A 25,082-nucleotide genomic window follows, 5' to 3' on the forward strand; every position below is an offset into this window, starting at 1 on the left:
TTTCCCACCCTTCACGCCGCGCATTCTAGGTTCTGAGCCGATGCCGGCACAGGTTCGAATGGAATGGCCGGCACGATCCAGTCCGTCGTGAAGACGATGACGGCGCCAGGAAAGGCATGAACCTCGTCACGCGCAAATCGCCATGCAGCGTGGCGTGAAATGAAACGGCCTTCTAGAAGACCGTGGTTTTCCTGCACGAGCCAATGCCCGGCTTGATCCTGACCGACGTAAATCACCGACGCGCGTCGGTCAGGCTCCGGAGAGTTTGCGGATTCGATCACGAAGAGCTCCTTAAAGCTACGCAATTGTTCGGCCTGCAACTTAGCGACCGAGGTAGCGAAGTTATAAGTCTCTCCGTTTCAATTCCAGATCGACACCCATGAAAATCCATTGAATTTTTCATATGCCAAGACAGAACTGCCCAGACTGCCGCCATCTATAAAATTCAATGAAAATCATACGGTCCCAATTGGAAGCCTGTCTCGAATTCATATCCTTCCTTTCGTATTTACCCGTCTCCTTGACCCTCAGGAGACGCATTCATGTTCTCTGGCTCTATTCCCGCGATCCCCACACCTTTTCGGGACGACAGAATCGACGAAGCGGCGCTTCGCGATCACGTTGGCTGGCTGATCGAACAAGGCTCATCCGGATTGGCCGCATGCGGCAGAGCGCTGCGCCCCTGACGCTTAATGTTGGACTAGGCCGTAAACTGGCGACGATTGCGATCATGGTCCAGGAAGGACGCTTCGAGCAGGCTGGCGCCATGCCCCAGTACGGAAAAAGAGCCCGGCACTCCTCCTATGCCGGGCTCTCCCCCGTTAGGGCATTTTCTAATCAGGTGGGATCACCTGATGACTCGGAAAATGCGCCAAACCAGAATCTTAGAGCAGTCCATCCGACGTAGTCGGGTGGAAAACTGCTTTAGAATGCTGCCGTCAGAGAGGCGACGACGGCGGCATCGGCGATGGAACCGGTACCATCCTGGCCCTTGCTGAAGTTCGGCTGCAAGGCGGCCGATTCAGCACGGGTAATGTCCGTATCGACATAGGAGAGGTTGAAGGTGAGGTTCCGCCACGCGGCATCCATGCCGATCGACCAGTCCCAATACGTGCCGGTCGGCGCCACGCTGGTCCCATTGGGGCCAAGACCGGGATTACCGTCCGAATAGCCGACATGCGCCTTGGCCGTCAGCGGCGTGCCTGCGATCGCAAATGCACCGTCACCCCAGAGGTACAGATTGTCCTCCTTCTGACCGCGACTGTTCGGCGCGTTCGACACGTTGGCAAGCGCGTACTGCTTCGGTGCATAGGCGACGCCGGCGGTCAGTGTTGCCGGGCCAGTCGTGCCCGACAGCTTCACATAAGGTTCGGCGAAGTCGGTATTGTCGGCACCGCCCGGATACATGTACCAGGTCAGGCCAACGTCCAGTGTCGCATGATCGCTCAGCTTGGCCTTGTAGCCGCCGATCAGGTCCAGTTCCATGTTGGCGCCGCCGAAAGCGCCCCAGCCGGAAAGGTTCGAGGCCCAGGTGCCGACATAGACGCCGCTGTCATGGCTTACGGTAAGTCCGCCCTGAATAGCCATGTTCTTGTCTGACTGCGAAACGCCGCGAAAGCGATAGTCCGAAGCGATGGTCGCCGATCCGGAGACGGTTATGGCGCTGGGCGCCTCTTCCTGAGCCTGAGCGGCGAACGGAGCAAGACCGGCGACAAGGGCGGCAGCAATAGCGATAGATTTCATTATGTCCTCATGGATTGCCCGCCATTTGGCGCGGCGATTCGAGGATGCCCAAGTAGATCGGTACCGCATTTGATATCGAGAGCGAGCAAGCGGCAATCGCATAGTAATTTTATAATTCCGCCACTCTCAGATGAATATTTATGGCAGGAAAAAAACCGACCTGAGCGACAGAAAAGGTTTCGAGATTCTATTGAGGTATGTTTGCGACCCGAAGTGTCGGACGAAGCTTTCTGGCTTTCCCGATCGGCACATAGGGCATTCAGGCCGGCGAGTTCATCTTGCCCGCCTTGATCTCACGTTCACGTTTCATGGTCAGGATTCCGCCGGCATCCGCTGAATCGCGGTAGGGGAAGATTTCAAATTCCCGCGACTCCGTGAGCGCCGCATGCCACCGTGCCGGAATCTCGACCTGCTTCCACAGTCCGGGGCCCACGAAGAACAGGGCATTGCCGACTACCAGCAGCATGACCAGAACTAGGCAAAGGCCAAGCTCTGCGGCGCTCGCTTGCTGCGGCGGATGCAGATGGACGCGGGCGTAAAGCACCGATCCGATCCAATAACCCGCCCCCAGAACGGCAGCACCGCCCAAGCGCAAACCGATCCGCGCAGCCCAAGTTTCATGCCATCTGGCCATCGAGCGCCTCCCAAAAGAGGCTCTCCAATTAATCGGCAACGCATAGCAATTCGAGAGCGAGGAACGCCGCTCGCCATAGAGATTTCATTACTCGGGCGCCGTCTACGCGCAAGTACGCTGCAATCATATGTAATTCATATGTAACTGTCGAAAGCTGCTCCCGGCGTAGAGATTGCATAGGATTGTCAGTTGCGATTTCCGCCGGTCATTCGTCTTCCGGCAGGCGAAGGCGGTAGCCGATGCCAACGTCGTTGCTGATGATCTGGGGACGCTGGGGATCCACTTCGAGCTTCTGCCGCAATGTCCGCACCAGAACGCGCAGATACTCGACATGGCGTTCGGATTCGTTAGGCCAGACATGCTGCATGATCTGATCATGCGTGATGACGCGCCCGGGATACTTTGCGAGCTGGGCCAGCACGGCATATTCCTTGGGCGTCAGATGCACTTCCTTGCCCGCCTTCATGATCTTGCGCTCAAGCAGGTTGATGGAAAGATCGCCAACCTCGATCGCCGGCACCCCGCCATCGCGGGTCATGCGGTTGCGCAGCGCCACGCGCACCCGGGCGAGAAGCTCGGCCGTATCGAAAGGCTTGGTCAAATAGTCGTCCGCGCCCAGATCCAGCGCGGTCACCTTTTCTTCGATCGCGTCACGCGCGGAAACGATGATCAGCGTGGTTTCGGCATTCTGCTTGATGATCGGAACCAGTTCCAGCCCGTCGCGATCGGGAAGGCCAAGGTCTAGCAACACGATCTCCGGTCGTTCCTGCCGCAACCGATCCAGCGCCTCTCGCGCATTCTCTGCCTCCAGCGTCGCGTAATCGGCACGGGCGAGCGCGGTCTGGATCAGGCGCCGGATGTGGGGTTCATCATCGACGATGAGAACCTTGTGGCGGATTTTCATAGGACTTCCTTATTGTCGAAGTGCGGTACGACCAGCGCCTCGGGAATGCGAATGGTAAAGCAGGCCCCCAATGGATCGTCATTGTTGCTGGCCTCCACCGAGAGCCCCATCGCCTCGGCAAAACCCTTGACGATCGCGAGGCCGAGCCCGGTGCCGTGGCGGACCCGGTCGGAGCCTTCGAGCCGTGTGAATGTCTCGAAGACGCGCTTTTCCTGACCCGGCGGAATGCCGGGCCCCTGGTCGATCACCGAAAGCGCAAGGGCATCCGGCAGGCGGCGGCAGCGGATGAGGATCGGGGTGCCCGAATCGGCGTAACGGCCCGCATTGTCGAGCAGGTTGATCAGGCAGTGGTGCAGCAACACGGGATCGACCCGGACGAGCGGAATGTCCGGAACGATATCCACGTTCACACCGTGATCTTGCAGCGACGCACGCGTATCGTGAACCGCACCTGCCACCGCATCGAACAAGTCGGTCGCCTCCACTTTCAGTGGCAGCGCCCCCGCTTCGACCCGGGCCATGTCGAGCAGGTTGGCGACGAAACGGTTGAGCCGCTGTGCCTCCGTCTCGATCGCATCGGCCAGAGCGGCGGAGGGATGGCGCTTCATTTCCTGTGCAGCGGTCATGATGGTGGTGAGCGGCGTGCGCAGATCGTGGCTGACCGAGGAGAGCAACGCAGAGCGCAGGCGGTCCCGCTCGTCGATCTGGCGGGCGCGCATGTTCTCTTCTTCCAGCGTCATCCGGTCGAACGCGATCGAGGCCTGATCGAGCAAACTCATCAGCAGCGGCACCTGATCGGAACGCAGAGGATCGCGCGCGTCACTGCGCGCAATGCCCAGAACCCCCAGCACGCCGCGGGTCGTTCCCAGCGGATGGAACAGCCAGTCCGAAGCGGTCAGCGTGGCGGAGCCGCGGCCCGCCGGCTGTTCGTTGTCGATCACCCACTGGGCTGCCGCCATTTCGATCTGGTCCAGCTTGTCTTCCGGTGGGTAGGCGGCCCGAAGGTCGGGTCCGTTGGCCGAAGGCAGCAGGACCACCGCGCGCACGTCCAGCAGGCGCGCGACTTCCGCGCAGATTGCCTGCATCAGTTCATCACGCGTGGGCGCAGTCGTAAGCTGGCGCGAAAAACTGGCCAGCGCAGCATTCTGTCGCGCGCTGGAACCTGCCAAATCCGCTTGCGCCCGAACGCGCGCGGCGAACTGGCTGGTGACGATCGCAACCCCCAGCAGCACCAGAATCGAGATCACGTTCTCGGGATTGTTGACGGTCAGCGTGCCCGTAGGCGGCAGGAAAAAGAAGTTATAGGCAAGGCTGGCCACGAGGCCGGCGAAGAGCCCTGCCCGCAATCCGAATGTCGCTGCCGCGAACATGACCGGGATCAGGAACAGCAACGCGATATTGCCAAGCGCGATCGCCTCTATGAGCAGCCGCCCGAGAATGGTGATGCCGGCCACCATCAACAAGGACCAGACATAGTCGCTGGGCTGCCCCCAATGACCGCGCGGCGCCTCGCGCTTCTGCACGGTAGCGCCCTGCTCGGGACCGGAGGGCAGGACATGAATGGCGATATCGCCGACCGAGCGCACCAGTCGGTCCACAACCGAACCGTGGCGTTGCTCGAACCACCACGAGCGGTTCGATTTTCCGATGATGATTTGAGTCGCACGCGCATCGCGCGCAAAAATGCCAAGGCCTTCGACGACCGTGGTGGCCGGAATGCTGGCGGTCGACGCCCCCAATCTCGATGCAAGCGCCAGCGTATCGGCCAGTTGGCGCCTCTCGGCCTCGCTGAAATGCTGGTCGCGCTGGGTTTCGATATGCACCACGGTCCATGGCGCCTTAAGGGCATCGGCCATGCGCTTTCCCGCACGCACCAATCCGGCGGCATGGGGATATTCGCTGATGGCAACGACGATGCGCTCGCCCGCCGCGAAGGTGCCGGCCAGGGCATTGGCGCGCACATGCTCCAGCATTTGCGCATCCACCGCCTGTGCCGCGCGGCGCAGCGCCAGTTCGCGCAAGGCGGTAAGATTGGATTTGGAGAAAAAGTGGCCCAGCGCCCGCGTCGCTTCATGCGGGATATAGACCTTGCCGTCCTTCAGCCGCTCGATCAGCTCATCGGGCGGAATGTCGACGACCTCGATCTCGGCCTGTTCGAGGATGGAATCGGGCACCGTCTCGCGCACCCGCACCCGCGTGAACGAGGCGACGACATCGTTCAGGCTCTCGATGTGCTGAATATTGATCGTGGAATAGACGTCTATCCCGGCATCGAGCAGTTCCTCGACATCCTGATACCGCTTGGGATGACGGCTGCCGGGGGCATTGGAGTGGGCCAGTTCGTCCACCAGCACCAGTCCGGGGTGCCGCGCGAGGATGGCGTCGATGTCCATCTCGTCAAGGCTGTGGCCCATGTGATCGACTTCGCGACGCGGGATCACTTCGTGGCCCTGCACCAGCGCCTCGGTCTCGCGCCGGCCATGCGTTTCCACAACGCCCACGACCACGTCCACCCCGGCATTGCGCCTCTGGTGTCCTTCGGTAAGCATTTCCCAGGTCTTGCCGACGCCGGGAGCGGCGCCCAGGAATATCTTGAGTCGGCCGCGGCCCTCCTGCGCGGCAGCGCGCAGGAGGGCCTCTGGAGATGGTCTGTCGTTATCGGTCACTTGCTTTGCTTAATGCCGATTCCGTCCAGTCGTCGATTAAGTTCGAACACGTTGACATGGGGCTCGCCAATGAAGCCGAGCAGCGGCTGCTCTACGCTCTCGTCCACCATATGCCGAAGCGTCCCCGGATCGATGCCGCGCACGCGCGCGACACGATCAACCTGATAGTAGGCCGCCTCGGGCGTGATGTCGGGATCGAGGCCCGAGCCGGATGTGGTTACGAGGTCTGCGGGGACGGGCTTGCCCGGCTCAGCCGCCTTCATCGTGGCGACCTGCTCCTTCACACGGTCATGCAGCGCCTGCGAGGCCGGGCCAAGGTTCGAGCCGGAGGATGCCAGCCCGTCATAGCCCTTGCCCGCTGCCGAGGGGCGGGTTTGGAAATAGCGGTCGGAGGTGAAGGCCTGCCCGACTACCGTCGAACCGATCACCTTGCCGTTTTCCCGGACAAGGCTGCCATTTGCCTGACTGGGGAACACCGCTTGCCCGATGCCGGTCATTGCCAGCGGGTAGGCGATGCCCAGCAGCACGGCAAAAAGGCCGGTCATGACGAATGCGGGGCGTAGCGAGGATACAATATCGTTGTTCATGGTTCGCCTCCTCAGGCGAGACCCAGGCCGTTGACGGCCAGGTCGATAAGCTTGATGCCGATGAACGGTGCGACGATGCCACCAAGGCCGTAGACTGCCAGGTTGCGCGCCAGCAGCGGGCCTGCCCCCATCGGCTTGTACTTCACGCCCTTCAGCGCCAGCGGTACCAGGCAGGGAATGATCAGCGCGTTGAAGATGATGGCGGACAGGATCGCGCTCTGCGGCGTGCCCAGATGCATGACGTTGAGCACCGCCAGCCCCGGATAGAGCACGATGAACATGGCCGGGATGATCGCGAAGTACTTGGCAACGTCATTGGCGACCGAGAACGTGGTCAGCGCGCCGCGCGTCATCAAGAGCTGCTTGCCGAGGCCGACGACCTCGATCAGCTTGGTCGGATCGCTATCGAGATCGACCATGTTGCCCGCCTCGCGCGCGGCCTGCGTTCCGGTGTTCATGGCCACGCCCACGTCCGCCTGCGCAAGGGCAGGAGCGTCGTTGGTACCGTCCCCGCACATGGCGACTAAGCGGCCGCCCTGCTGTTCCTTGCGGATCAGCGCCAGCTTGTCCTCCGGCGTGGCTTCGGCAAGGAAGTCGTCCACGCCCGCCTCGGCCGCGATGGAGGCGGCGGTCAGCGGGTTATCGCCGGTGATCATCACCGTGCGGATGCCCATGGTGCGCAGTTCGCCGAAGCGTTCGCGGATGCCCGCCTTGACGATGTCCTTCAGGAAGATCGCGCCCAGCAGGCGGCCATCGGCGGCAACAGCAAGCGGGGTGCCGCCGGCGCGGCCGATCTCGTCGGTAATCCGGCGCAGTTCGGTTGCGGCTGCGGTGCTGCCCGCATCCGGGTTTGCCCGCAGGATCGCTTGCACCGCGCCCTTCTGGATCACGCGCCGTCCGTTTTTGGCACCGGTATCGACACCGGAAATGCGGGTCTGCGCGGTGAACGGGATGATCTCGGTCCCTTCCGGCAGACGGGTGCCGGCAAAGCCGAACTTCTCGCGCGCCAGTACGACGATCGAGCGGCCTTCCGGCGTCTCGTCGGCAAGGCTGGCCAGCAGCGCCGCTTCGGCCAGTTCGCTCACGCTTGCTCCACCGACCGGGCGGAACTCGGTGGCCTGACGGTCACCGATGGTGATCGTGCCCGTCTTGTCCAGCAGCAGCACGTCGATATCGCCCGCCGCTTCCACCGCGCGGCCCGACTTGGCGAGCACGTTGAAGCGCACCAGACGGTCCATGCCGGCAATGCCGATGGCCGAGAGCAGCGCCGCGATGGTCGTCGGGATCAGGGTGATCAGCAGCGCCGCCAGGATCGAGACCGGCACGGAGCCGCCCGCATAGCTGGCAAAGCCCGGAATGGTCGCGACGGCGATCAGGAAGATGATCGTCAGACCGACGAGCAGCAGGGTCAGGGCGATCTCGTTGGGCGTCTTCTGGCGCTCTGCCCCTTCGACCAGCGCGATCATGCGGTCGAGGAAGCCCTGCCCCGGATTGACGGTAACGCGCACGCGGATCTCGTCCGAGATGACGCGGGTACCTGCCGTCACCGCCGAGCGGTCGCCGCCCGCCTCGCGGATCACCGGCGCGGACTCGCCGGTGATCGCGGCCTCGTTGACGGAGGCGACGCCAAGGATGACTTCGCCGTCCGAAGGGATCAGGTCGCCCGTCTGCACCAGCACCACGTCGCCCTTCTTGAGCTGGCTGGCGGCCACGCTGTCGAAGCGGGAACCGTCACCTTTCAGGCGCTTGGCGGTCAGTTCCGCCTTGGTGGCGCGCAGCGAAGCGGCCTGCGCCTTGCCGCGCCCTTCCGCCAGCGCTTCGGCAAAAGTGCCGAACAGCACGGTGAGCCAAAGCCACAGCACCAGCTGGATCTTGAAGCCGGCGGCAAGGCCGTCATGCCCGACGATCAGCAGCACGGTCAGCAGCGTGGCCACCACGGCAGTGGTGAACATCACCGGGTTACGGATCAGTTCCTTGGGGTTGAGTTTGCGGAAGGCATCACCGATCGCCGGGGCAATCAGGTCAGCCGTGAACAGGGATTTGTTTTCTGAAGTCTTTGCGGACCGAGCCATATCGGTAAGTCCTTAGAAAAGCTGGCCACGGATCATCGCGAGATGATCGGCGATGGGACCAAGCGCGAGGCTGGGCAGGAAGGTCAGCCCGCCAACGATCAGCACGATGCCGATCAGCAGGCCGGTCCACAGCAGACCCGTGGTGGGGAAGCTGCCTGCAGTCTCGGGCGTGTACTTCTTGGCGGCAAGGCTGCCCGCGATCGCCAGCATCGGGATGATGACGAAGAAGCGGCCGAGCCACATGGCGACGCCCAGCATGCCGTTGTAGAACGGCGTGCCCGCAGTCAGACCCGCAAAGGCCGAGCCGTTATTGCCCACCGCGCTGGTGAAACCGTAGAGGATCTCGGAGAACCCGTGCGGGCCCTTGTTCAAAGGGCCTGCCAGACCAGCCGGCAGCACCGAGGCGATCGTCGTTCCGCCCAGGATGATCAGCGGCAGCACCGCAATCGCCAGAACGGCCAGCTTGACCTCGCGGCTCTCGATCTTCTTGCCGACGTATTCGGGAGTACGGCCCACCATCAGGCCGGCCACGAAGACGGCCAGGATCGCGAACAGCAGGAAGCCGTAGATGCCCGCGCCAACGCCGCCGACCACGACTTCGCCCAGCTGGATGTTGAACAGCGGGATCATGCCGCCCAGCGCCGTGAAGCTGTCATGCATGGCATTGACCGCGCCGCACGAGGCGGCCGTGGTCACCGCCGCGAAGAGCGAGGAGCCGACGATGCCGAAGCGGACTTCCTTGCCTTCCATGTTGCCCCCCATGCCATTGGCGCCGACGCCGAGGCTGTGAAGGATCGGATTGCCTGCGGATTCCTGCCAGTAGACCACGCCCACGCCGACGAGGAAGATCGTCAGCATCGCAGCAAGGATCGCCCAGCCCTGGCGGGTATTGCCCACGGCCTTGCCGAAGCACCAGGTGAGGCCGACGCCGATCGCGAAGATCGAGAGCATCTGCACCAGATTGGTCAGCGCAGTCGGGTTTTCGAACGGATGGGCCGAGTTGGCATTGAAGAAGCCGCCACCATTGGTGCCGAGCATCTTGATCGCTTCCTGCGAAGCCACCGGGCCCAACGCCAACGTCTGCTTGACGCCTTCCAGCGTCGATACGTCGACCGAGGCGGCAAGCGTCTGCGGCACGCCGCTGGCGATCAGATAGAGGCCATAGACGACGCAGATCGGCAGCAGCAGATAGAGCGTGACGCGCGTCATGTCGGCCCAGAAGTTGCCGATGCCGGTGGCGCTGCGCCGCGCAAAGCCGCGGAAGAACGCGAAAGCCAGGGCAATGCCGGTCGCAGCCGAAAGGAAGTTGTGAATGGTCAGCGCGAGCATCTGCGAAAGATTGCTCATCGCCGCCTCGCCCGAATACCACTGCCAATTGGTATTGGTGGTGAAGCTGACGGCAGTATTGAACGCGCCGTCCGCACCTATACCGGCATAGCCCAGGTCATTGAGCGGCAGCAGGCCCTGCGCGCGCAGCAGAACATAGGTCAACAGCAGCAGAGCGGCGTTGAACACCAGCATATGCACCGCATAACGGCGCCAGGACTGATCCTCATCGGGATCGATGCCCGAAAGCTTGTAGAACCCGCGCTCGACGGGGCCGAGAACGGCATGGAGCGGCGTACGGCGCCCTTCGTAAAGCGCGTGGAGCCACATCCCCATCGGCTTGGTAAGCGCCAGCAGAATGCCGACGAAGGCTGCGATCAGCAGCCATCCCTGAACGGTCATGGAGGCGCTCCTAGAAGCGTTCGGGCCGCGCGAGCACGGCTACGAGATAGACGAGAAGGCCAAGCGCGGTGATTGCCGCCAGCCAGAGATCGATGGTCATGATCGGGCGCCCCTCATGCCTTGTTGCACAGCGCGACGTAGCCAAGGCTACCCGCTAGCAACGCGAGGGTCAGGCCGATCCAGAGGATGTCCTGCATGGTATTGCTCCTGCAAGCTCACGTCGCGAGAAATGCGATATGAGTCGAATGCAGCAGACCCACTAGGACAACTTGCCGTTAAAATTCGAGACGATGATCATCCGGAACACATAGTATTTTCATATGAATTGCCCCGGCATTTGCAGTTGAGCGCAAAAACTGCGGCGGCCGGGGGGCTGCGCCAGATTTTTGGCTTAACCCTGTAGCTACTACAGGCCCTATCGGCCTTTCCGAAGCGCAGCATGGAGGCTGCGCAGACGGGGCGACTGAAATTGACTACCGACAGGAATGCGCAGCGGTTCGGTGCGCTTGCAGTGATGATCTGCATGGCCGTGCCGCACGCGGTGCATGCGCAGGAAAGCGCCGAAGGGGACGCTACCGAAGATACCGAAATCGTCGTGCAGGCCACGCGAACCGGCAGCCGGGTTCAAGACGAACCGATCCGCGTCGAGGTGATCAACCGCGAGGAGATCGAGGAAAAGCTCCTCATGCGGCCCGGCAATATCGCCATGCTGGTGAGCGAAACGCCGGGTGTTCGCGTGCAGACCACGTCATCCGCGCTGGGCGCGGCGAATGTCCGCATTCAGGGCCTGAAGGGGCGATACACCCAGATCCTGGCCGATGGACTGCCGCTCTATGGCGGACAGACGCCCTCCATCGGGCTGTTGCAGATCCCGCCGACCGATCTTGGGCAGGTGGAGATCATCAAGGGCGCCGCTTCGGCGCTCTATGGACCCTCGGCGCTGGGCGGCGTCATCAATCTGGTATCGCGGCGCCCGGCAAGCGAACCGCAGGGGGAACTGCTGCTCAACACCACCAACCGTAACGGGCAGGACGCGACGGGTTACGTCGCCACCCCGCTCGGCGGAGCGCTCAGTGCTTCGGTGACGGCGGGCTACGACCGCCAGAGCCGACAGGACCTCGACAACGACGGCTGGGCCGACATACCCGGCTACGAACGCTTCACGGTGCGCCCCCGGCTCTTTCTGGACAGCGCGCAGGGCACCAAGGCGCTGCTGACGTTCGGCGCCATGGCCGAACAGCGCGATGGCGGGACCATCCCCCGCGCCGATGCTCCGGATGGAAACCCGTTCCCGCAAACGCAGCGCAGCCGCCGCTACGATCTGGGCATGACCGCCGAGACACCGCTGGACGGGATCGGCACGCTGCACGTGCGCGCATCGGGCGTCACCCAATTGCACCGCCATGTCTTCGGTGAGACGGTGGAGAACGACCGCCACCGCACCGCGCTGGCCGAAGCCTCGCTCGGCGGCAAGGCGGGCGCCACGACCTGGCTTGCCGGCGCCGCGATCCAATTGGACGACTATCGCTCGAAAGCCTTCCCGGCCTTCGATTACAGCTACACCGTGCCGGCCCTGTTCGTGCAGGGCGAGCAGGACCTGGCGGACGCGCTGACACTGGCGGGAAGCCTGCGCTGGGATGGACACAGCGAATATGGCTCGCACGTCAGTCCGCGCCTTTCCGCCCTCTATCGCCCCGGCCCATGGACGATCCGTGCGTCGCTGGGCCGCGGGTTCTATGCGCCGACGCCGTTCGTCGAGGAAACCGAAGCCAACGGGCTTTCGCGCCTGCTGCCTTACGGCAAGCTCAGGGCCGAGATTGCCGACAGCGGCTCGGTCGACTTCGGCTATGCGAAGGGACCGTTCGAGGCGAACCTCAGCCTGTTTGCCTCGAACATCGATCATGCCCAGCAATTGCAGACGGTGGACGCCGATCACGTCACCCTGATCAACGCCGACGGCACCACGCGAACGCGCGGGGCGGAAGTGCTGCTGCGCTATCGCTGGCAGGCGTTCTCTCTGACCGGAAGCTATGTCCACATCGCGGCCAGCGAGCCGGATCCCGATGACGCAGCGCACCGCCGCACCGTACCACTGACGCCGCGCGACAGCGCCGGCCTTGTGGGCATGTGGGAGAAGGAAGGGCGCGGCCGTTTTGGCATAGAGGCTTACTATACCGGGCGTCAGTCTCTGGACGACAATCCCTATCGGACGCGCAGCAAGCCTTACGTCCAGCTCGGCGCCATGGGTGAACTGGTGCTGGGCAAAGTGAGCCTGTTCCTCAACGCCGAAAACCTGCTGAACGTGCGGCAGACGAAGTACGATCCACTAGTGTTGCCACGCCGTGCGGCGACCGGGGCATGGACGGTCGATGCCTGGGCGCCGACCGATGGCTTCACGCTCAACGGGGGTGTGCGGATCCGCTTCGGGGGAGAATAGGCGCACTGCCGAGTTCGCCCCGTGCCTGCCGAATGATCTGCCATCCGCCCGATATTGCAAGCGCGGCCATGATCGCCGCAACCGCGATGTCGGGCCATCCGGTCCCGGTGCCGAACACGCCCAGCGCGGCTGCGACCACGGCGACGTTGCCGATGGCGTCATTGCGCGAGCAGATCCATACCGAGCGCCGGTTGGCGTCGCCGTCCCGGTGGCGCCACAGCATCGCCGCGCAAGCAAGATTGGCGGAGAGCGCGACCACCCCGACGATGCCCATGGTTTCCGCCGCCGGCACCGCGCCCTCGAAGGCCATCCGCACCGCGCTGCCCAGAACCCAGAGGCCAAACATCAGGATCGACACCCCCTTCACCAGCGCTGCCCGTGCCCGCCAGACGAGTGCCATGCCTGCAACGCCAAGGCTGATTGCATAGTTGGCCGCATCGCCCAGAAAATCGAGCGCATCGGCCTTGAGCGAGGCGGATCCGGCAGCGACACCGGCGACGATCTCGACGGCGAACATTACCGCATTGATGGCCAGCGCGATCCACAGCACCCGCCGCCATGCGCCATCGTTCGACTTCTGCGCGTCCTGCGATCCGCCGCAGCATCCTCCGGCCATATGCCATCTCCCGTTTCGGTGACGGCCGGCTATATAGGGGCTGTAGCAACTACAGGGTCAAGAGATGGCATTCACGATCGGCGACATGGGCAAGGCCACCGGCACCAAGATCGAGACGATCCGCTACTATGAACGGATCGGCCTTCTCCCCAAGCCCGCGCGCACATCGGGCAATTATCGCGCTTATGGAGAAGCGGAATTGGGCCGCCTCTCCTTCATCCGCCGCGCACGCGATCTGGGCTTCTCGCTCGATCAGGTCCGCGCGCTGCTGAGCATCTCTGGCAATCGCGGCTGCGACTGCGCCGGCATCGACCGGATTGCCAAGGAACACTTGATGGAAGTGGACCGCAAGCTGGCCGACCTTGCGGCACTCCGCAAGGAACTGAAAGCCGTGGTCGATTCCTGCGATGGCGGCATCGTTGCAGACTGCCGGATCATCGAGGCGCTGGGACCGGTAGCGCAGACTTGAGACCGAACGGTGCGCAGGAGTTGATCGGACGCAGGCGGGCATTGCAGCCGAAAAACCAGCCGTGCTGTAACCCGGTCGTGGCAAGTGCCGATGCAGCAACCTGCTGATACAGGGCATCCTGCCGATCATCCCGCCCAAGTCCAATCCCGCAGAGCATCGCCGTTACGGATATTGATGGATTGCATTGCGCATGACTCATTCCATGCTCTAACCGGATCGGGACAGCGACGGGAGTAGGGACGTGAAGATCAGAATCGAAAAGGCCCAGTGCGTCGGCAATGCCCGGTGCCATGCCGTTGCCGAGGATCTCTATCCGCTGGACGATGAAGGCTATGTCGCCACCGAAGGCTTCGATGTTCCACCCGGCGAGGAATTGCGCGCCCGGCGCGGCGCGCGGGCCTGTCCGGAGCGGATCATCTTCGTGGTAGAGGAGGGAGACTGAGCCGATGTCGCGCCACATCGCCGGAAAATCGATCCTCATCACCGGCGCCGGCAGCGGCTTCGGCATGTTGGCGGCCAAGGCATTGGCGGCCCAGGGCGCGCATGTAGCCTGCCTCGATGTCCGCGCCGAAGCGGCCGAGGCCACGGTTGCGGCCATTGCCGATCAAGGCGGCAAGGCGATCGCGATCGCCGGGGACGTGAGCCGCGTGGACGACCTGCACGCCGCCGTCGCCAGGGCGGTAGAGGCATTCGGCGCGGTCGACGTGATGGTCAACAATGCGGGCGTCATGCCGCTGGCCTTCATCGCCGACCACGAACGGGCCTTGGCGGCGTGGGATCGCTGTATCGACATCAATTTCAAGGGAACGATGAACGGCTGCGTCGCCGTCTACGACCAGATGATGCGGCAGGGGCGCGGCCACATCGTCAACCTCTCATCGATCTACGGCAACCGCCCCAGCGCGGGCGCGGCGGTCTATGGCGCGACCAAGGCGGCGGTCGACTATTTCTCGCACGCGCTGCGGCAGGAAGCGCGCGGAAAGATCAAGGTAACCGTGGTCAAGCCCACCGGCGTCATGGCCACGGGCCTTGCCGGCACGGTGGTCAATCCGGAAGCGGGCGCGGGCATCGTCGGCCACAATGCCGCCGCCTTCTATGCCGACTACATGCGCCACGCGTCAGGCGATGCCCCGGCCGAATGGAGCGATCCGGAAAGCGTCGAATACGCCTTCCTCGGCCCGGAACACATCGCCGATGCCCTTGTCCATGTGATCGACCAGCCTTGGGGCGTGGCGATCAGCGACGTGACCGTGCGCGCCTCGGCAGACTATTACGTACCCTGAGCCGCGCGCATCAGATCTGGTGCGTGTAGACTTCGTTGCGGGCGATCAGACCCTGCTTCATCTGCACGAAGTCGAACCCGCGCAGGCTGCGGCCGCCCTCCATCTCGCAATACCAGCGCGCGCAGAATCCACCTGCTATCGGCCAGAGTTCATCGGCGCGGTAGGTCCAGCCGGGCATCATCGGGAACAGCTTTTCCAGATAGCCGCCCAGTGCCGCCCTGCCCGTCAGGCCACCCGCCGTTGCTGCGTCCATAAACAGGCAATCTTCGGCATACATGGCCAGGATCGCGGGAATGTCCTTATCGGTCCAGTGCCGGAGCCAGGCGGCATTGAAGGCTTGCAGATCCTCGATCGACGTCATGATGCATCTCCGAAACCATCGGTATGGCCCACAAGTCCGGCCGGGGCATAAGGCCCGTACGTCACTTGTTCGAGCACGCCGATCCCCTGCTCCGCACCGTCGCTGGCCCGCACGACCTGCTGGACGTGGAAATTCTCAGGCGCGTGCGGATCGATCTGCGCGGGGTCGAAACTCTCGTGCCCGATGGCAAGGTCGTCATGCCAGCGGCCATGCCCCCAGACGGGATGGCCATAACCGATGCCCTTCATCTGGAAACGCAGCACGGGATCGAGCGCGATCGTCCGCACCGTGTCGTCATGCCCGATCAGGTCGATCTCGGCGCGGCGGGCAAGGCGCGTGTCCGGTGCCCAATCGATCCGGTGCCGTGCCGTCGCCAGCCTGCGATCACGGCCGTCGCCCGCTTCGCCGCCATCGGGTTCCTGCCCGTAAAGCGGCGCGATGATGGCCTGCCGGATCAGCGGTGTGCCGTCGATACCGTCGTAGAAAATGCCCTGCGTCACGTGATCGCCCCAGAACAGCGGCGCCCACAGGAAGAAGGCGCCCCATGGCACCGTTTGCGGCGCGCCGCCGGTGTCCGGTTCGCCCACCTTGCGCACGCCCCATGACCTGTCCTTGACGCCGAGGCAGCTCTCCTCACGAACCGCGATATCGCCATCGGGCGTGCGGATCGTGCCCGACCAGCGGCCGAACAGATCGAACCGCGTGCAATCCATGATCCGCCGCGCGCCGGACCAGAGCGTCTGCCGCCCTTCCTCGATCGCCGCCGTGCGGCTGGAGAACACCAGATCGCAGGCAAGCCCGCTGGCATTGTCTTCCAGCACCAGCCGCGTGCGCCGCATCGGTTCCACGATTTCGATGCGAAACGGCCCGGCCTGCATCTCCGTGCGCTCCAGCGGCGCGCGGCGCGATGCGTAGAAGCAATGTTGCAGCCCGTCCTTGCGCACCACGCTGAAGGCGCAGTCCAGCACACCGCGATGCGGGTAGAGCCCCATCGCCGCGCCGAAATACCATTCGCCGTCGATGGAAAAGCCATTGAACCACGACCGGTCGTAAGCATTGCGATCGGTCGTCGAAAGGTGCGCGACGGGCTCCACCGTCTGGTGGATGGGATAATCGTCCAGCCGATTGAGCATGCCCCTTGCCCGCTCAGTTCATCGTGAAGCGGATCGGCAGCCGCTTGGGGCCGTTGACGAACAGCGCCTGGCTCATGGCCGGTTCGCCATCCAGCTCCACCGATTCCAGCCGCGCCATCAGTTCCTCGAACAGGATGCGCATTTCCATCTTGGCAAGGTACTGGCCAAGACACACGTGGGCGCCGTAGCCGAAGGAAATGTGCCGATTGCGCTTGCGATCGACCTGGAATGCGTCCGGGTTCTCGAAAGCCGCCTCGTCGCGACTGGCAGAGGCGAAGCAGAGCATCAGCCAATCATCCTTGGCGATGGCCTGCCCGCCCACTTCGGTATCCTCCGTCGCGCGGCGCATGAAGTGTTTCACCGGTGTGGTCCAGCGCACCGCCTCATCCACCATGCTGGGGATCAGCGCGGGGTTCGCCTTCAGCTTGGCGAATTCCTCCGGACGTTCGGCCAGCGCCCACATCGCGCCGCCGGTGGAGGAGGATGTGGTGTCGTGCCCGGCCGTGGCGGTGATGATGTAATAGCCCATGCTGGCCGTATCCGGCAGCGGTTCGCCATCGATCCGCGCATTGGCGATGACCGACGCCAGATCGTCGGTGGGATTGGCCCGGCGCTCCGCCGTCAGCTTCATGAAATAGCCGGCCATCGCCATGAACGCGCTCATGTCCAGCGACTGGGTTTCATCGGTCAGGCTCAGCGAATTGGCGCCGCGTTCGTTGAGATCGGGGTCGGACGCGCCGAACATCTCCTGCGTCAGCTTCAGCATGAACGGCTCATCCTCTTGCGGAAGGCCAAGGATCTCCATGATGACCAGCAAGGGGAAATGCAGCGCGATCTCGTTCACGAAATCGCAGCGCCCGCCCGATTGCGCCATGCGGTCCACCGATGCCCGCGCCAGTTCGCGGATGCGCCCTTCCAGGTTGCGCAGATTGGCCGGCTGGAACCAGGATGCCGTCAACGCGCGATACCGCTCGTGATCGGGCTGGTCCATGTGGATCAGCGAATTGACCACCGGCCCGTCGCCCATCAGCTCCGCCGATTTGCGCATGGCCACTTGCGTCGTCAGGATCGGCTGCGGGCCATTGTGGAACACCCGGTTGTTGCGGCCGATGTCCATGATGTCCGCGTAGCGGGTGACGACGCGGAAATTATCATATCCCGGCGCGGTCATATGCGCCATCGGCGCATTCGCGCGCAGCCATTTGTAGGCATCGTAGATGCGCCCGTCGGCATAGGCGGCGGGATTGACGATCATTTCGGCGATATCCGCAGGAACCGACATTGCTCTCTCCTGGAAGTGGTTGGGCATCAACCGGCTCGGTTGATGCTGCCCGCCCGGTTGATACTGATGGTCTTGGGGACGGTGCAGGCCATCAGGCCCTCGATCCCGTTCTCCACGCCCAGCCCCGATTGTTTGCGCCCGCCAAAGGGCGCGAAGGGCGAGGCAGCGAGAAATTCGTTGATCCACACACTGCCCGCCTCAAGCCGGGCGGCCACGCGCAGCGCGCGATCGGTGTCGCGGGTCCAGACCGTGGCGGCCAGCCCCATGTCGCCGGCATTGGCACGGGCGATCACATCGTCCTCATCCCGAAAACGCAGCAGCGGCAGCACCGGGCCGAACTGCTCGCGCACGACCACCGGTGCATCGTCGGCGGGGTCGATCACCAGCGTCAGCGGTTCGAAATAGCCCTCCCCTTCGGGCTCCGGCCCGCGCACCACGCGGTCGCCCACCGCCTCGCTGGCGGCAACGAGTTCGCGCACGCGTTCGCGCTGCGGGGCGTTCTGGATCGGGCCCAGCGCGGTGCCCTGTGCGCTGCCGTCCCCCATCGGCATGGCCTGCGCCATGGCGGAAAGCGCGGCCACCATCGGCTCGAACACGTCTTCATGAATATAGGCGCGCTTGGTGGCGATGCAGACCTGACCGCTGTTGGTGAAGGCCGACCAGAACAGCTTTTGCGCGACTTCCGCGACATCGATATCCGGAAAGACGATCGCCGCATCGTTGCCACCCAGTTCCAGCGTGACGTGCCGCAGCCCGGCCGCCGCGCTTTCCATCACCTTGCGCCCGGTCGCGGTGGAGCCGGTGAAGCTGATCTTGTCGAAGCCCGGATGCGCGGTCATCAACGGGCCCAGCGCATCGTCTCCAGCAATCACGCTAAGCACGCCGGCCGGCAGCACATCGCGCAGCAATTCGCCCAGCCGCAGCACCGTCATCGGCGTGAACGGCGACGGCTTGAGCACCATGGTATTGCCCGCCAGCAGCGTAGGCGCGATCTTCCAGACCGAGAGCAACAGCGGGAAATTCCACGGCGAAATCGCAGCGACCACGCCGATCGGCTCCCGCCGCACCACGCAGTAGCGCGCCTCTGTATCCTCGATCACGCGGTCGGGCAGTTCGAAGCTGGCGGTGGCGCGGCACCACCCGGCGGCACCGGCAATCTCGCCCTGCGCCTGCGCCAGCGGCTTGCCCTGTTCTGCGGTAAGCATGGCCGCCAGTTCGCCAAGGTTTGCCTCTATCACATCACCGATGCTGAGAAGCGCCGCCTGACGTTCGCTCCACGGCCGGGCGCGCCAGGCCGGAAACGCGGCTCTGGCAGCCGCCACGGCGCGGTCGAGTTCTGCCGATCCGGCCCCCGGAACATCGGCAAAGACCGCGCCCGTCGCGGGATTGCGAACGGCCAGCCGTGCGGGCAGGTCCACCGCTTCGCCGCCGATCGTGAGGGTAAGGCCCGTCATCCGATCCGCCCCCGTCAACGCATCACGAAGAACTGGTAGGAGATCGTGCTGCCCCCATCCGGAGCGGCACCTATGATGCCCTTGCCGACACCTTGAACGGCATTGAGCCAGCGATACCGCTCGTCCCCGCTCTCGAACACGGGCGCCACGAACGTCTTCAGCCCGCCCTCGCGATCGGCAAGGTCGAGCTTGCCCGTATAGCTCATGTAGACGAGCGCGCCGTCGTCGGTGCGGATCGTCATCCTGACATCGATCGCCCCCACGGTTCCGTGCAGCAGCATCCAGTCCGCAGCCGCCGGCCCTTCCAGCGTGCCCGACAGACGCTCGCCCCGCACGTCGCACCCGCTGATCACACCGATGGAGCGGCGGCCCAGCGCGCCCTCGCCAATGTCCAGCGAAGTACCGACCCTGACCTCCACCGCGCAGAGCGGCTCCAGTTTCAATTCGTGCATTGCCGCCCTCTCCTCGTGATCTATCCGGTGTGTTTCGCCAGCCCCATGCGCAGGTTTTCCAGGCTCGCCGCGCGCAGTCCGTCGAATGCAACGCCGGGATCGACCAGCCATTGCATCGCGATCCCCAGCATCAGGCAGCCGACCATCAGCGCACCGGCGGCGGGATCGATTTCGGCGCGGATCGCGCCTTCCGCCTGACCGCGCCTGATCCAGCGTTCCAGCCGGGCACGCACGATCTCATGCGTATCGGCGAACTGGCCGCCAAAGCCGTTTTCCCCGGCGATCGCGGCGCAGAGCAGCATGTGATAGGCGCGCGCCTCGCGGCTGCGGGTCATCTCCCCGATGGCGACGTCGAAATAGGTCAGCACCGCGTCCAGCCCGCCCATCGCCTCAAGCCCATGGTCCGCCAGCATCGCTTCCTGCCGGCGGTGAAGGTCTTCCAGAACCGAGGCGATCAGCCCCGCCTTGCTGCCGAAACGCGAACTGGCCAGCCCCCGGCTGAAGCCGCCCGCGCGGCCTATCGCCTCGAACGTCAGCGCGCCGACGCCCTGGCTGGCGACCACGTCGATCGTCGCGTCCACCAGCGCCCGCTCGGAGCCCGCGCGCCGCTGCGCCTGCGTCGGCCGCGCGCCTGCCCCATGGCCAGCTGCGTGGCCTGTTTCTTGGCCCGCATCCTGGCCGGTTCTTTGGCCCGCCGGCATCCGATCCCCTCGACTCGTTCTTGTTGGCCAACAAACAAACACGCACCGGGCATTATTGCAATAGTCGTTGTTCATTGTTTATGTGTAGCGGTGACTCGGGAAGAAAAGCCGGCGCCGGACGCGTGGCCACCCGCAGGAGAGGAGAGGCATTTCGTGAGCATCCCGCAATCCGCCGCCGCCCAAACCGCTGCGGCCCGCCCGGCGTCCGGCGCGATCCGGCTGGACCCGCAAGGCGTGCCGCATATCACCGCCTATCGCTGCCGCGCCTGCGGCACCGCCGCCGGCGAAGCGGGCCTTGCCTGCCGCCGCTGTGCCGCGCGCGATGCGCTGGAACCATTCGAACCGGCGCGGACCGGCACCCTGCACACGTGGTCGGTCGTGGCGCGCAGCTATCCCGGCGTGGCGGTGCCTTTCGTATCGGCGATCGTCGATCTCGACGGCGGCCCTACGCTGAAAGGCACGCTGCGCGCCGCGCCCGAAACATTGCGGCAGGGCCTGCCGGTCAGCGTAGTGTTCGACGATGCCGGCGGGGCGCGCGATGCCGAGGGCGCCGCCTATGTCGGCTTCCATTTCGAACCCGCACAAACGGCCGGAGGCGCGCAATGAGCACCATCCACATCCAGGGCGCCGGCATGATCGCCTTCGGCCGCTATCCCGACAAGACTTACTACCGGCTGGGCGCCGAAGCCGCGCTGCTGGCGCTGGACGATGCCGGGCTGTCGATCCGCGACGTGCAGGCGGTCTACGCCTCTTCCTGCTTCAATGCCCAGTCGATGCTGGGGCAGCGGGTGCTGAAGGAACTGGGCCAGACCGGCGTGCCCTGCATCAACGTTTCCAACGCCTGCGCATCGGGCGCGACGGCGGTGCGGGAGGCGTGGATCGGCGTGAAAAGCGGCATCTACGATGTCGTGCTGGCGCTGGGTGCGGAGAAGAATCCGCGCGGAATGCTGGGCGGCGCACCACATGACGGGCCGCCGCCCGAAGGCCTGTTCGGATCGGAATCCATGCCGGCGGTCTTTGCCGAGGCGGGCATGGTCCACGCCAATGCCTATGGCACCACCATCGAACAGTTCGCGAAAGTGGCGGTCAAGAACCACCATCACGCGACGATGAACCCCAAGGCCGCCTATCGCCGCGAAACCCCGCTGGACGAAGTGCTCGCGTCCGAGATGATCGCCTATCCGCTGACCAAACTGATGTGTTCGGCCAATGTCGACGGCGCGGCGGCGATGGTGCTGGTGTCCGAACGCAAGGCCCGCGAACTGGGGCTTGCCCGCTCTGTACGCCTGCGCGGATCGGTGCTGGTCAGCGACCCGTGGGAGGCGCGCAACCCGGTGATGTTCGATCCCAATTCGGTCACCCGGCTGGCCGCGCGGCAGGCCTATGAAATGGCCGGACTGGGGCCGGAAGACCTCGATCTGGTCGAACTGCATGACTGCTTCGCCACGGCCGAACTGCTCCATTACGAAAACCTCGGCCTCTGCGGCGATGGGGAAGCCGGCGGGCTGATCGACCGGGGCGAGACGGCGCTGGGCGGCCGCATTCCGGTAAATCCATCCGGCGGACTGCTGTCCAAGGGACACCCCATCGGCGCCACCGGCGTCGCCAACATCGTCGAGATCGTCGAGCATCTGCGCGGCGAAGCGGGGGCGCGGCAGGTGTCCGGCGCGCGGATCGGCCTTGCCCATGTCCTTGGCTTCGGTGCCGCCGCGGGCGTGCATGTACTGGAAAAGGCATGAGCGGCTCCGCTGAAGGCTGGATCGACCTGACCGGGCGGATCGCGCTGGTGACCGGCGCGGCATCGGGCATCGGCCGCGCCGCCGCCCGCGCCATTGCCGCCAGTGGTGCAGTGACGGTGCTGCTCGACCGCGATGGCGATGCGGCTGCGGAAGCGGCGCGCGAAATCTGCTCGGCCGGGGGCGATGCCATGGCCCGCCAGATCGACGTTACCGACGAGGCGGCATGGCGCACGCTGGGCGCATGGGTGGGGGAACGCTGGGGCGGGCTGGACGTGCTGGTCAACTCCGCCGGCATCGCCCGGTTCGACCGCGTGGACAGTGCCATCGGGCCCACTTTCCGCGAGACTTTTGCCGTCAATCTGGACGGTTCGCTGTTCGGCATGGCCATGGCGCTGGACTTCATGCGCGCGGCCGGGCGCGGGGCGATCGTCAACGTATCCTCCACCGCATCGCTGAAGGGCAATCCGGCCATGGCATCCTATGGCGCAAGCAAGGCGGCGATTTCGCATTTCACGCGCAGCGCCGCGCTGGAAACCATGCGCGCCGGGCTGGACATCCGCGTCAACGCGGTGCTGCCCGGCTTTACCGACACGCCGATGGCAGAGGCCGTGCATGATCGCTTCGACACCGCGCTGGGTGGGCGCGAGGAAACGCTGAAGGTCTTCGCCGCCGGCCGCCCGGCGCGGCCGGAAGAGATTGCCGACGTGATCCTGTTCCTCGTCTCCGACCGCGCCAGCTTCGTTTCCGGCTCCATCGTCAGCGTCGATCGCGGACAGGGCGCGTGAGGGAACTGCAAATGACCGACGATCCGCTTCTCCGCCCCTTGCAGACGCGCGGGCTGACTTTCGCGAACCGCATGATGCACGCGCCGACGACGATGAACATGTCGGACGATCGCGGCTATGTCACCCAGCAGACGGTCGGCGCTTACGAGGCGCTGGCGGCGGGCGGCTTCTCCGCCGTCTGCGTGGGCGCCACCTGCGTGCGCTGGGACGGTCTGATCAACGAACGGATGCTGGGGTTCTACGATGATACCTACATCATCAGCCACCGCGAACTGGTGGAAGTGATCCACAACAACGGCGCGCTGGCGGGCGTGCAGCTGTTCTACGGCGGGCTGATCCCGGGCGTGGGCGCCACGTTCCCGCTGGAACCCGGCACCGGCTGGATTCCCGGCACGGTGTCATGGGGGCCAAGCGGCCGCTATCCGATCGGCAACCGCGAACCCGGCGTGGTGCCCACCGAAGTCTATCGCGAACTGGTGGAAGACTATGCCCAGGCGGCGCGCCGCGCGCGGGAAGCGGGGTACGACTATGTCTCGTTCCATTTCTGCCACGGCTCGCTGCCGCATGTGACGCTGTCGCTGCTGGAGAATGCCGGGCGCAACGACGAATATGCCGACCGCTTCCTGTTCTGCGAGCAGATCCTGCAGCGCACGCAAGCGCTATGCGGCAAGGACTATCCGCTGATCCCGCGCCTCTGCTGCGACGAGAATTATGAGGGCGGGTTCGATATCGACTACTTCGTCGAACACTATGCGCCGCGCCTTCATGCGCTGGGGATCGATGCGCTGGACGCCACGTTCGGTTCGATGCTGCCGGCGAAGAGCCGCGATCCGGAAGTGACTTCGGGCGAGTTCATCGGCGGCGGGTTCTATGTGCCCAACCTCGTCACCCTGCCCAGCGTGCGCAAGTTGCGCCGGGGACTGGCCGAGCGCGGCGTGGCCATGCCGCTGATCGGATCATGCAACATCAACACGCACGCCCAGATGCGCGAGATGGTGGGGGACGACGCCGCCGATATCGTGGGTTTCTGCCGTCTCTCGCTCGACGATCCGGATTTTCCCAACAAGATCGCGGACGGGCGCGAGGATGAGATCCGCAAGTCCACCCGCACCGGCGCCTCGCTGCTTCAGGGCAATATCTTCGGCAAGGGCGTGGCCGGTTCGGCGCAGAACGCCGCTTTCGGGCGGGACCGCGAATATCGCCTGCGCCCGGCGCTGCCCCCGCGCCGTATCCTGGTGGCCGGGGGCGGATCGGGCGGCATGGAATATGCGCTGACCGCCCATAGTCGCGGCCATGAAGTGACCGTCGTGGAGGCGGGCGATCGGCTTGGCGGCGCCATGGCCTGGGCGGGGAACTATCGCACGCTGCCCAACATGGAGCAGATCGCCTATCAGCCCGAATGGCACCGCCTGATGCTGGAGCGGCAGGGCGTATCCGTGCGGCTGGGCGAGAGGCTGAGCGTGGAGACGGTGCTGGCCGAAAGGCCGGACGTACTGGTCGTCGCCACCGGCGCGCGCCCTGCCCTGCCCGATGTGCCGGGACTTGGCGCCGCACTGGAAGGCGGCTTTGCCCGCAGCATCGATCGGGTACTGGCCGACTACCCGGCGGAACTGCCGGAGGGGCCGGTAGTGGTCTGGGGGGCGAGCGAAGGCATCGAACTCGCGCTCGACCTTGTGCGGATGGGCCGCAAGGTGCGCCTGCTGGACCCGCGCGCGGACTTTGCGCCTGCCCCCTACATCGGTTCGCGCGCGCGGCTGGTGCTGCGCTGGGCGGGCGAAGTGGGCTTAGCACCGGAATGCGGCGTTACGCTGGACGCCGTCGATACCGGAGCGGTGACGATCACCCACGCGGACGGGCGCGGCGAGACGATCGCCTGCACAGCGCTGGTGCTGGCGCCGGGCCGCGTGGCGCACGATCCGTTCAGCCAGGCGCTCGCCGGGTCGGGCATCCGTGTCCATGTGATCGGCGATGCCCGCGCGCCGCGCTCCTACGGCAATGCGATCCACGAGGCTGCCTACCTCGCCCGGCAGGTGTGA

At 64.7% G+C, this 25,082-nt stretch carries 24 protein-coding genes and 1 pseudogene; 9 read left to right on the forward strand and 16 right to left on the reverse strand.

The annotated features are described in order from the left end of the window. Positions 1-11: 11 nt before the first annotated feature. A complete protein-coding gene (locus tag ACZ1JC_RS02945; protein ID WP_465139393.1) occupies positions 12-281 on the reverse strand; it encodes a hypothetical protein in 270 nt (89 codons plus the stop codon). Between the two features lie 261 nt (positions 282-542). Here ACZ1JC_RS02945 and ACZ1JC_RS02950 point away from each other — a divergent pair. Then, positions 543-668: pseudogene (locus tag ACZ1JC_RS02950) on the forward strand (dihydrodipicolinate synthase family protein); the annotation flags it as partial. Positions 669-924: 256 nt separating this feature from the next. Here ACZ1JC_RS02950 and ACZ1JC_RS02955 read toward each other — a convergent pair. The 8 genes from ACZ1JC_RS02955 to kdpF all read right to left on the reverse strand — a co-directional run bounded on the left by ACZ1JC_RS02955 (position 925) and on the right by kdpF (position 10,434). Then, a complete protein-coding gene (locus tag ACZ1JC_RS02955) occupies positions 925-1,743 on the reverse strand; it encodes a TorF family putative porin (protein ID WP_465139392.1) in 819 nt (272 codons plus the stop codon). Between the two features lie 259 nt (positions 1,744-2,002). Next, positions 2,003-2,332 carry a hypothetical protein gene (locus ACZ1JC_RS02960; RefSeq protein WP_465139391.1) on the reverse strand — a complete coding sequence of 110 codons (330 nt, stop codon included), beginning with the start codon at positions 2,330-2,332 and terminating at the stop codon, positions 2,003-2,005. Between the two features lie 250 nt (positions 2,333-2,582). After that, positions 2,583-3,281, reverse strand: a complete 699-nt coding sequence (locus tag ACZ1JC_RS02965) for a response regulator transcription factor (RefSeq protein WP_465139390.1) — start codon at positions 3,279-3,281, stop codon at positions 2,583-2,585. Next, complete coding sequence (locus ACZ1JC_RS02970) at positions 3,278-5,947, reverse strand: DUF4118 domain-containing protein (RefSeq protein ID WP_465139389.1); 2,670 nt, start codon at positions 5,945-5,947, stop codon at positions 3,278-3,280. Before ACZ1JC_RS02970 ends, ACZ1JC_RS02965 begins: the two co-directional genes overlap by 4 nt. Then, positions 5,944-6,534: a potassium-transporting ATPase subunit KdpC gene (gene kdpC / locus ACZ1JC_RS02975; protein ID WP_465139388.1), complete on the reverse strand. Its 591-nt coding sequence runs from the start codon at positions 6,532-6,534 to the stop codon at positions 5,944-5,946. Before kdpC ends, ACZ1JC_RS02970 begins: the two co-directional genes overlap by 4 nt. Positions 6,535-6,545: 11 nt before the next feature. After that, positions 6,546-8,606, reverse strand: a complete 2,061-nt coding sequence (kdpB, locus tag ACZ1JC_RS02980) for a potassium-transporting ATPase subunit KdpB (RefSeq protein ID WP_465139387.1) — start codon at positions 8,604-8,606, stop codon at positions 6,546-6,548. Positions 8,607-8,618: 12 nt separating this feature from the next. Continuing rightward, entirely contained in the window at positions 8,619-10,334 is a 1,716-nt protein-coding gene (gene kdpA / locus ACZ1JC_RS02985) for a potassium-transporting ATPase subunit KdpA (protein ID WP_465139386.1), read from the reverse strand. A 10-nt stretch (positions 10,335-10,344) separates the two neighbouring features. Continuing rightward, positions 10,345-10,434, reverse strand: a complete 90-nt coding sequence (kdpF, locus tag ACZ1JC_RS02990) for a K(+)-transporting ATPase subunit F (RefSeq protein ID WP_232493295.1) — start codon at positions 10,432-10,434, stop codon at positions 10,345-10,347. Positions 10,435-10,803: 369 nt separating this feature from the next. Here kdpF and ACZ1JC_RS02995 point away from each other — a divergent pair, with 369 nt between their 5' ends. Continuing rightward, complete coding sequence (locus ACZ1JC_RS02995) at positions 10,804-12,771, forward strand: TonB-dependent receptor plug domain-containing protein (RefSeq protein WP_465139385.1); 1,968 nt, start codon at positions 10,804-10,806, stop codon at positions 12,769-12,771. On the opposite strand, the gene ACZ1JC_RS03000 is transcribed toward ACZ1JC_RS02995, so the two are convergent. Beyond that, positions 12,734-13,387 (reverse strand): cation efflux transmembrane domain-containing protein, encoded by a 654-nt coding sequence (locus tag ACZ1JC_RS03000; protein WP_465139384.1) that lies wholly within the window; start codon positions 13,385-13,387, stop codon positions 12,734-12,736. The two genes, ACZ1JC_RS02995 and ACZ1JC_RS03000, sit on opposite strands and share 38 nt — an antisense overlap. Positions 13,388-13,451: 64 nt before the next feature. Here ACZ1JC_RS03000 and ACZ1JC_RS03005 point away from each other — a divergent pair, with 64 nt between their 5' ends. The 3 genes from ACZ1JC_RS03005 to ACZ1JC_RS03015 all read left to right on the forward strand — a co-directional run bounded on the left by ACZ1JC_RS03005 (position 13,452) and on the right by ACZ1JC_RS03015 (position 15,139). Then, positions 13,452-13,856, forward strand: coding sequence for a MerR family transcriptional regulator (locus tag ACZ1JC_RS03005; RefSeq protein WP_465139383.1), 405 nt, complete (start codon positions 13,452-13,454; stop codon positions 13,854-13,856). Between the two features lie 241 nt (positions 13,857-14,097). Next, on the forward strand, positions 14,098-14,298 hold the full coding sequence (locus ACZ1JC_RS03010) for a ferredoxin (protein ID WP_465139382.1): 201 nt from the start codon (positions 14,098-14,100) through the stop codon (positions 14,296-14,298). A gap of 4 nt (positions 14,299-14,302) precedes the next feature. Beyond that, on the forward strand, positions 14,303-15,139 hold the full coding sequence (locus ACZ1JC_RS03015) for an SDR family oxidoreductase (protein ID WP_465139381.1): 837 nt from the start codon (positions 14,303-14,305) through the stop codon (positions 15,137-15,139). Between the two features lie 10 nt (positions 15,140-15,149). On the opposite strand, the gene ACZ1JC_RS03020 is transcribed toward ACZ1JC_RS03015, so the two are convergent. The 6 genes from ACZ1JC_RS03020 to ACZ1JC_RS03045 are packed head-to-tail and all read right to left on the reverse strand — an operon-like array spanning position 15,150 to position 20,402. Beyond that, positions 15,150-15,500 carry a nuclear transport factor 2 family protein gene (locus ACZ1JC_RS03020; RefSeq protein ID WP_465139380.1) on the reverse strand — a complete coding sequence of 117 codons (351 nt, stop codon included), beginning with the start codon at positions 15,498-15,500 and terminating at the stop codon, positions 15,150-15,152. Then, positions 15,497-16,633 carry an Rv3169 family protein gene (locus ACZ1JC_RS03025; RefSeq protein WP_465139379.1) on the reverse strand — a complete coding sequence of 379 codons (1,137 nt, stop codon included), beginning with the start codon at positions 16,631-16,633 and terminating at the stop codon, positions 15,497-15,499. Before ACZ1JC_RS03025 ends, ACZ1JC_RS03020 begins: the two co-directional genes overlap by 4 nt. A 13-nt stretch (positions 16,634-16,646) precedes the next feature. Continuing rightward, positions 16,647-17,915 carry a cytochrome P450 gene (locus ACZ1JC_RS03030; RefSeq protein WP_465139378.1) on the reverse strand — a complete coding sequence of 423 codons (1,269 nt, stop codon included), beginning with the start codon at positions 17,913-17,915 and terminating at the stop codon, positions 16,647-16,649. Between the two features lie 26 nt (positions 17,916-17,941). Further along, positions 17,942-19,369, reverse strand: a complete 1,428-nt coding sequence (locus ACZ1JC_RS03035) for an aldehyde dehydrogenase family protein (protein WP_465139377.1) — start codon at positions 19,367-19,369, stop codon at positions 17,942-17,944. Positions 19,370-19,383: 14 nt separating this feature from the next. Then, positions 19,384-19,821, reverse strand: a complete 438-nt coding sequence (locus ACZ1JC_RS03040) for a DUF3237 domain-containing protein (protein ID WP_465139376.1) — start codon at positions 19,819-19,821, stop codon at positions 19,384-19,386. Between the two features lie 20 nt (positions 19,822-19,841). Then, positions 19,842-20,402 carry a TetR/AcrR family transcriptional regulator gene (locus ACZ1JC_RS03045; RefSeq protein ID WP_465139375.1) on the reverse strand — a complete coding sequence of 187 codons (561 nt, stop codon included), beginning with the start codon at positions 20,400-20,402 and terminating at the stop codon, positions 19,842-19,844. Between the two features lie 273 nt (positions 20,403-20,675). Between ACZ1JC_RS03045 and ACZ1JC_RS03050 the strand changes: the two genes are divergently transcribed. The 4 genes from ACZ1JC_RS03050 to ACZ1JC_RS03065 are packed head-to-tail and all read left to right on the forward strand — an operon-like array spanning position 20,676 to position 25,082. Continuing rightward, positions 20,676-21,128: a Zn-ribbon domain-containing OB-fold protein gene (locus tag ACZ1JC_RS03050; protein WP_465139374.1), complete on the forward strand. Its 453-nt coding sequence runs from the start codon at positions 20,676-20,678 to the stop codon at positions 21,126-21,128. Beyond that, the gene (locus tag ACZ1JC_RS03055) at positions 21,125-22,261 is read left to right on the forward strand and encodes a thiolase family protein (RefSeq protein ID WP_465139373.1); all 1,137 of its coding nucleotides are present in this window, start codon (positions 21,125-21,127) and stop codon (positions 22,259-22,261) included. Before ACZ1JC_RS03050 ends, ACZ1JC_RS03055 begins: the two co-directional genes overlap by 4 nt. Next, on the forward strand, positions 22,258-23,046 hold the full coding sequence (locus tag ACZ1JC_RS03060) for an SDR family NAD(P)-dependent oxidoreductase (RefSeq protein WP_465139372.1): 789 nt from the start codon (positions 22,258-22,260) through the stop codon (positions 23,044-23,046). The genes ACZ1JC_RS03055 and ACZ1JC_RS03060 overlap by 4 nt, the downstream gene beginning before the upstream one ends. A gap of 11 nt (positions 23,047-23,057) precedes the next feature. Further along, positions 23,058-25,082: an oxidoreductase gene (locus tag ACZ1JC_RS03065; protein ID WP_465139371.1), complete on the forward strand. Its 2,025-nt coding sequence runs from the start codon at positions 23,058-23,060 to the stop codon at positions 25,080-25,082.

The organism is Sphingomonas sp. BL-S-28, from assembly GCF_055521515.1.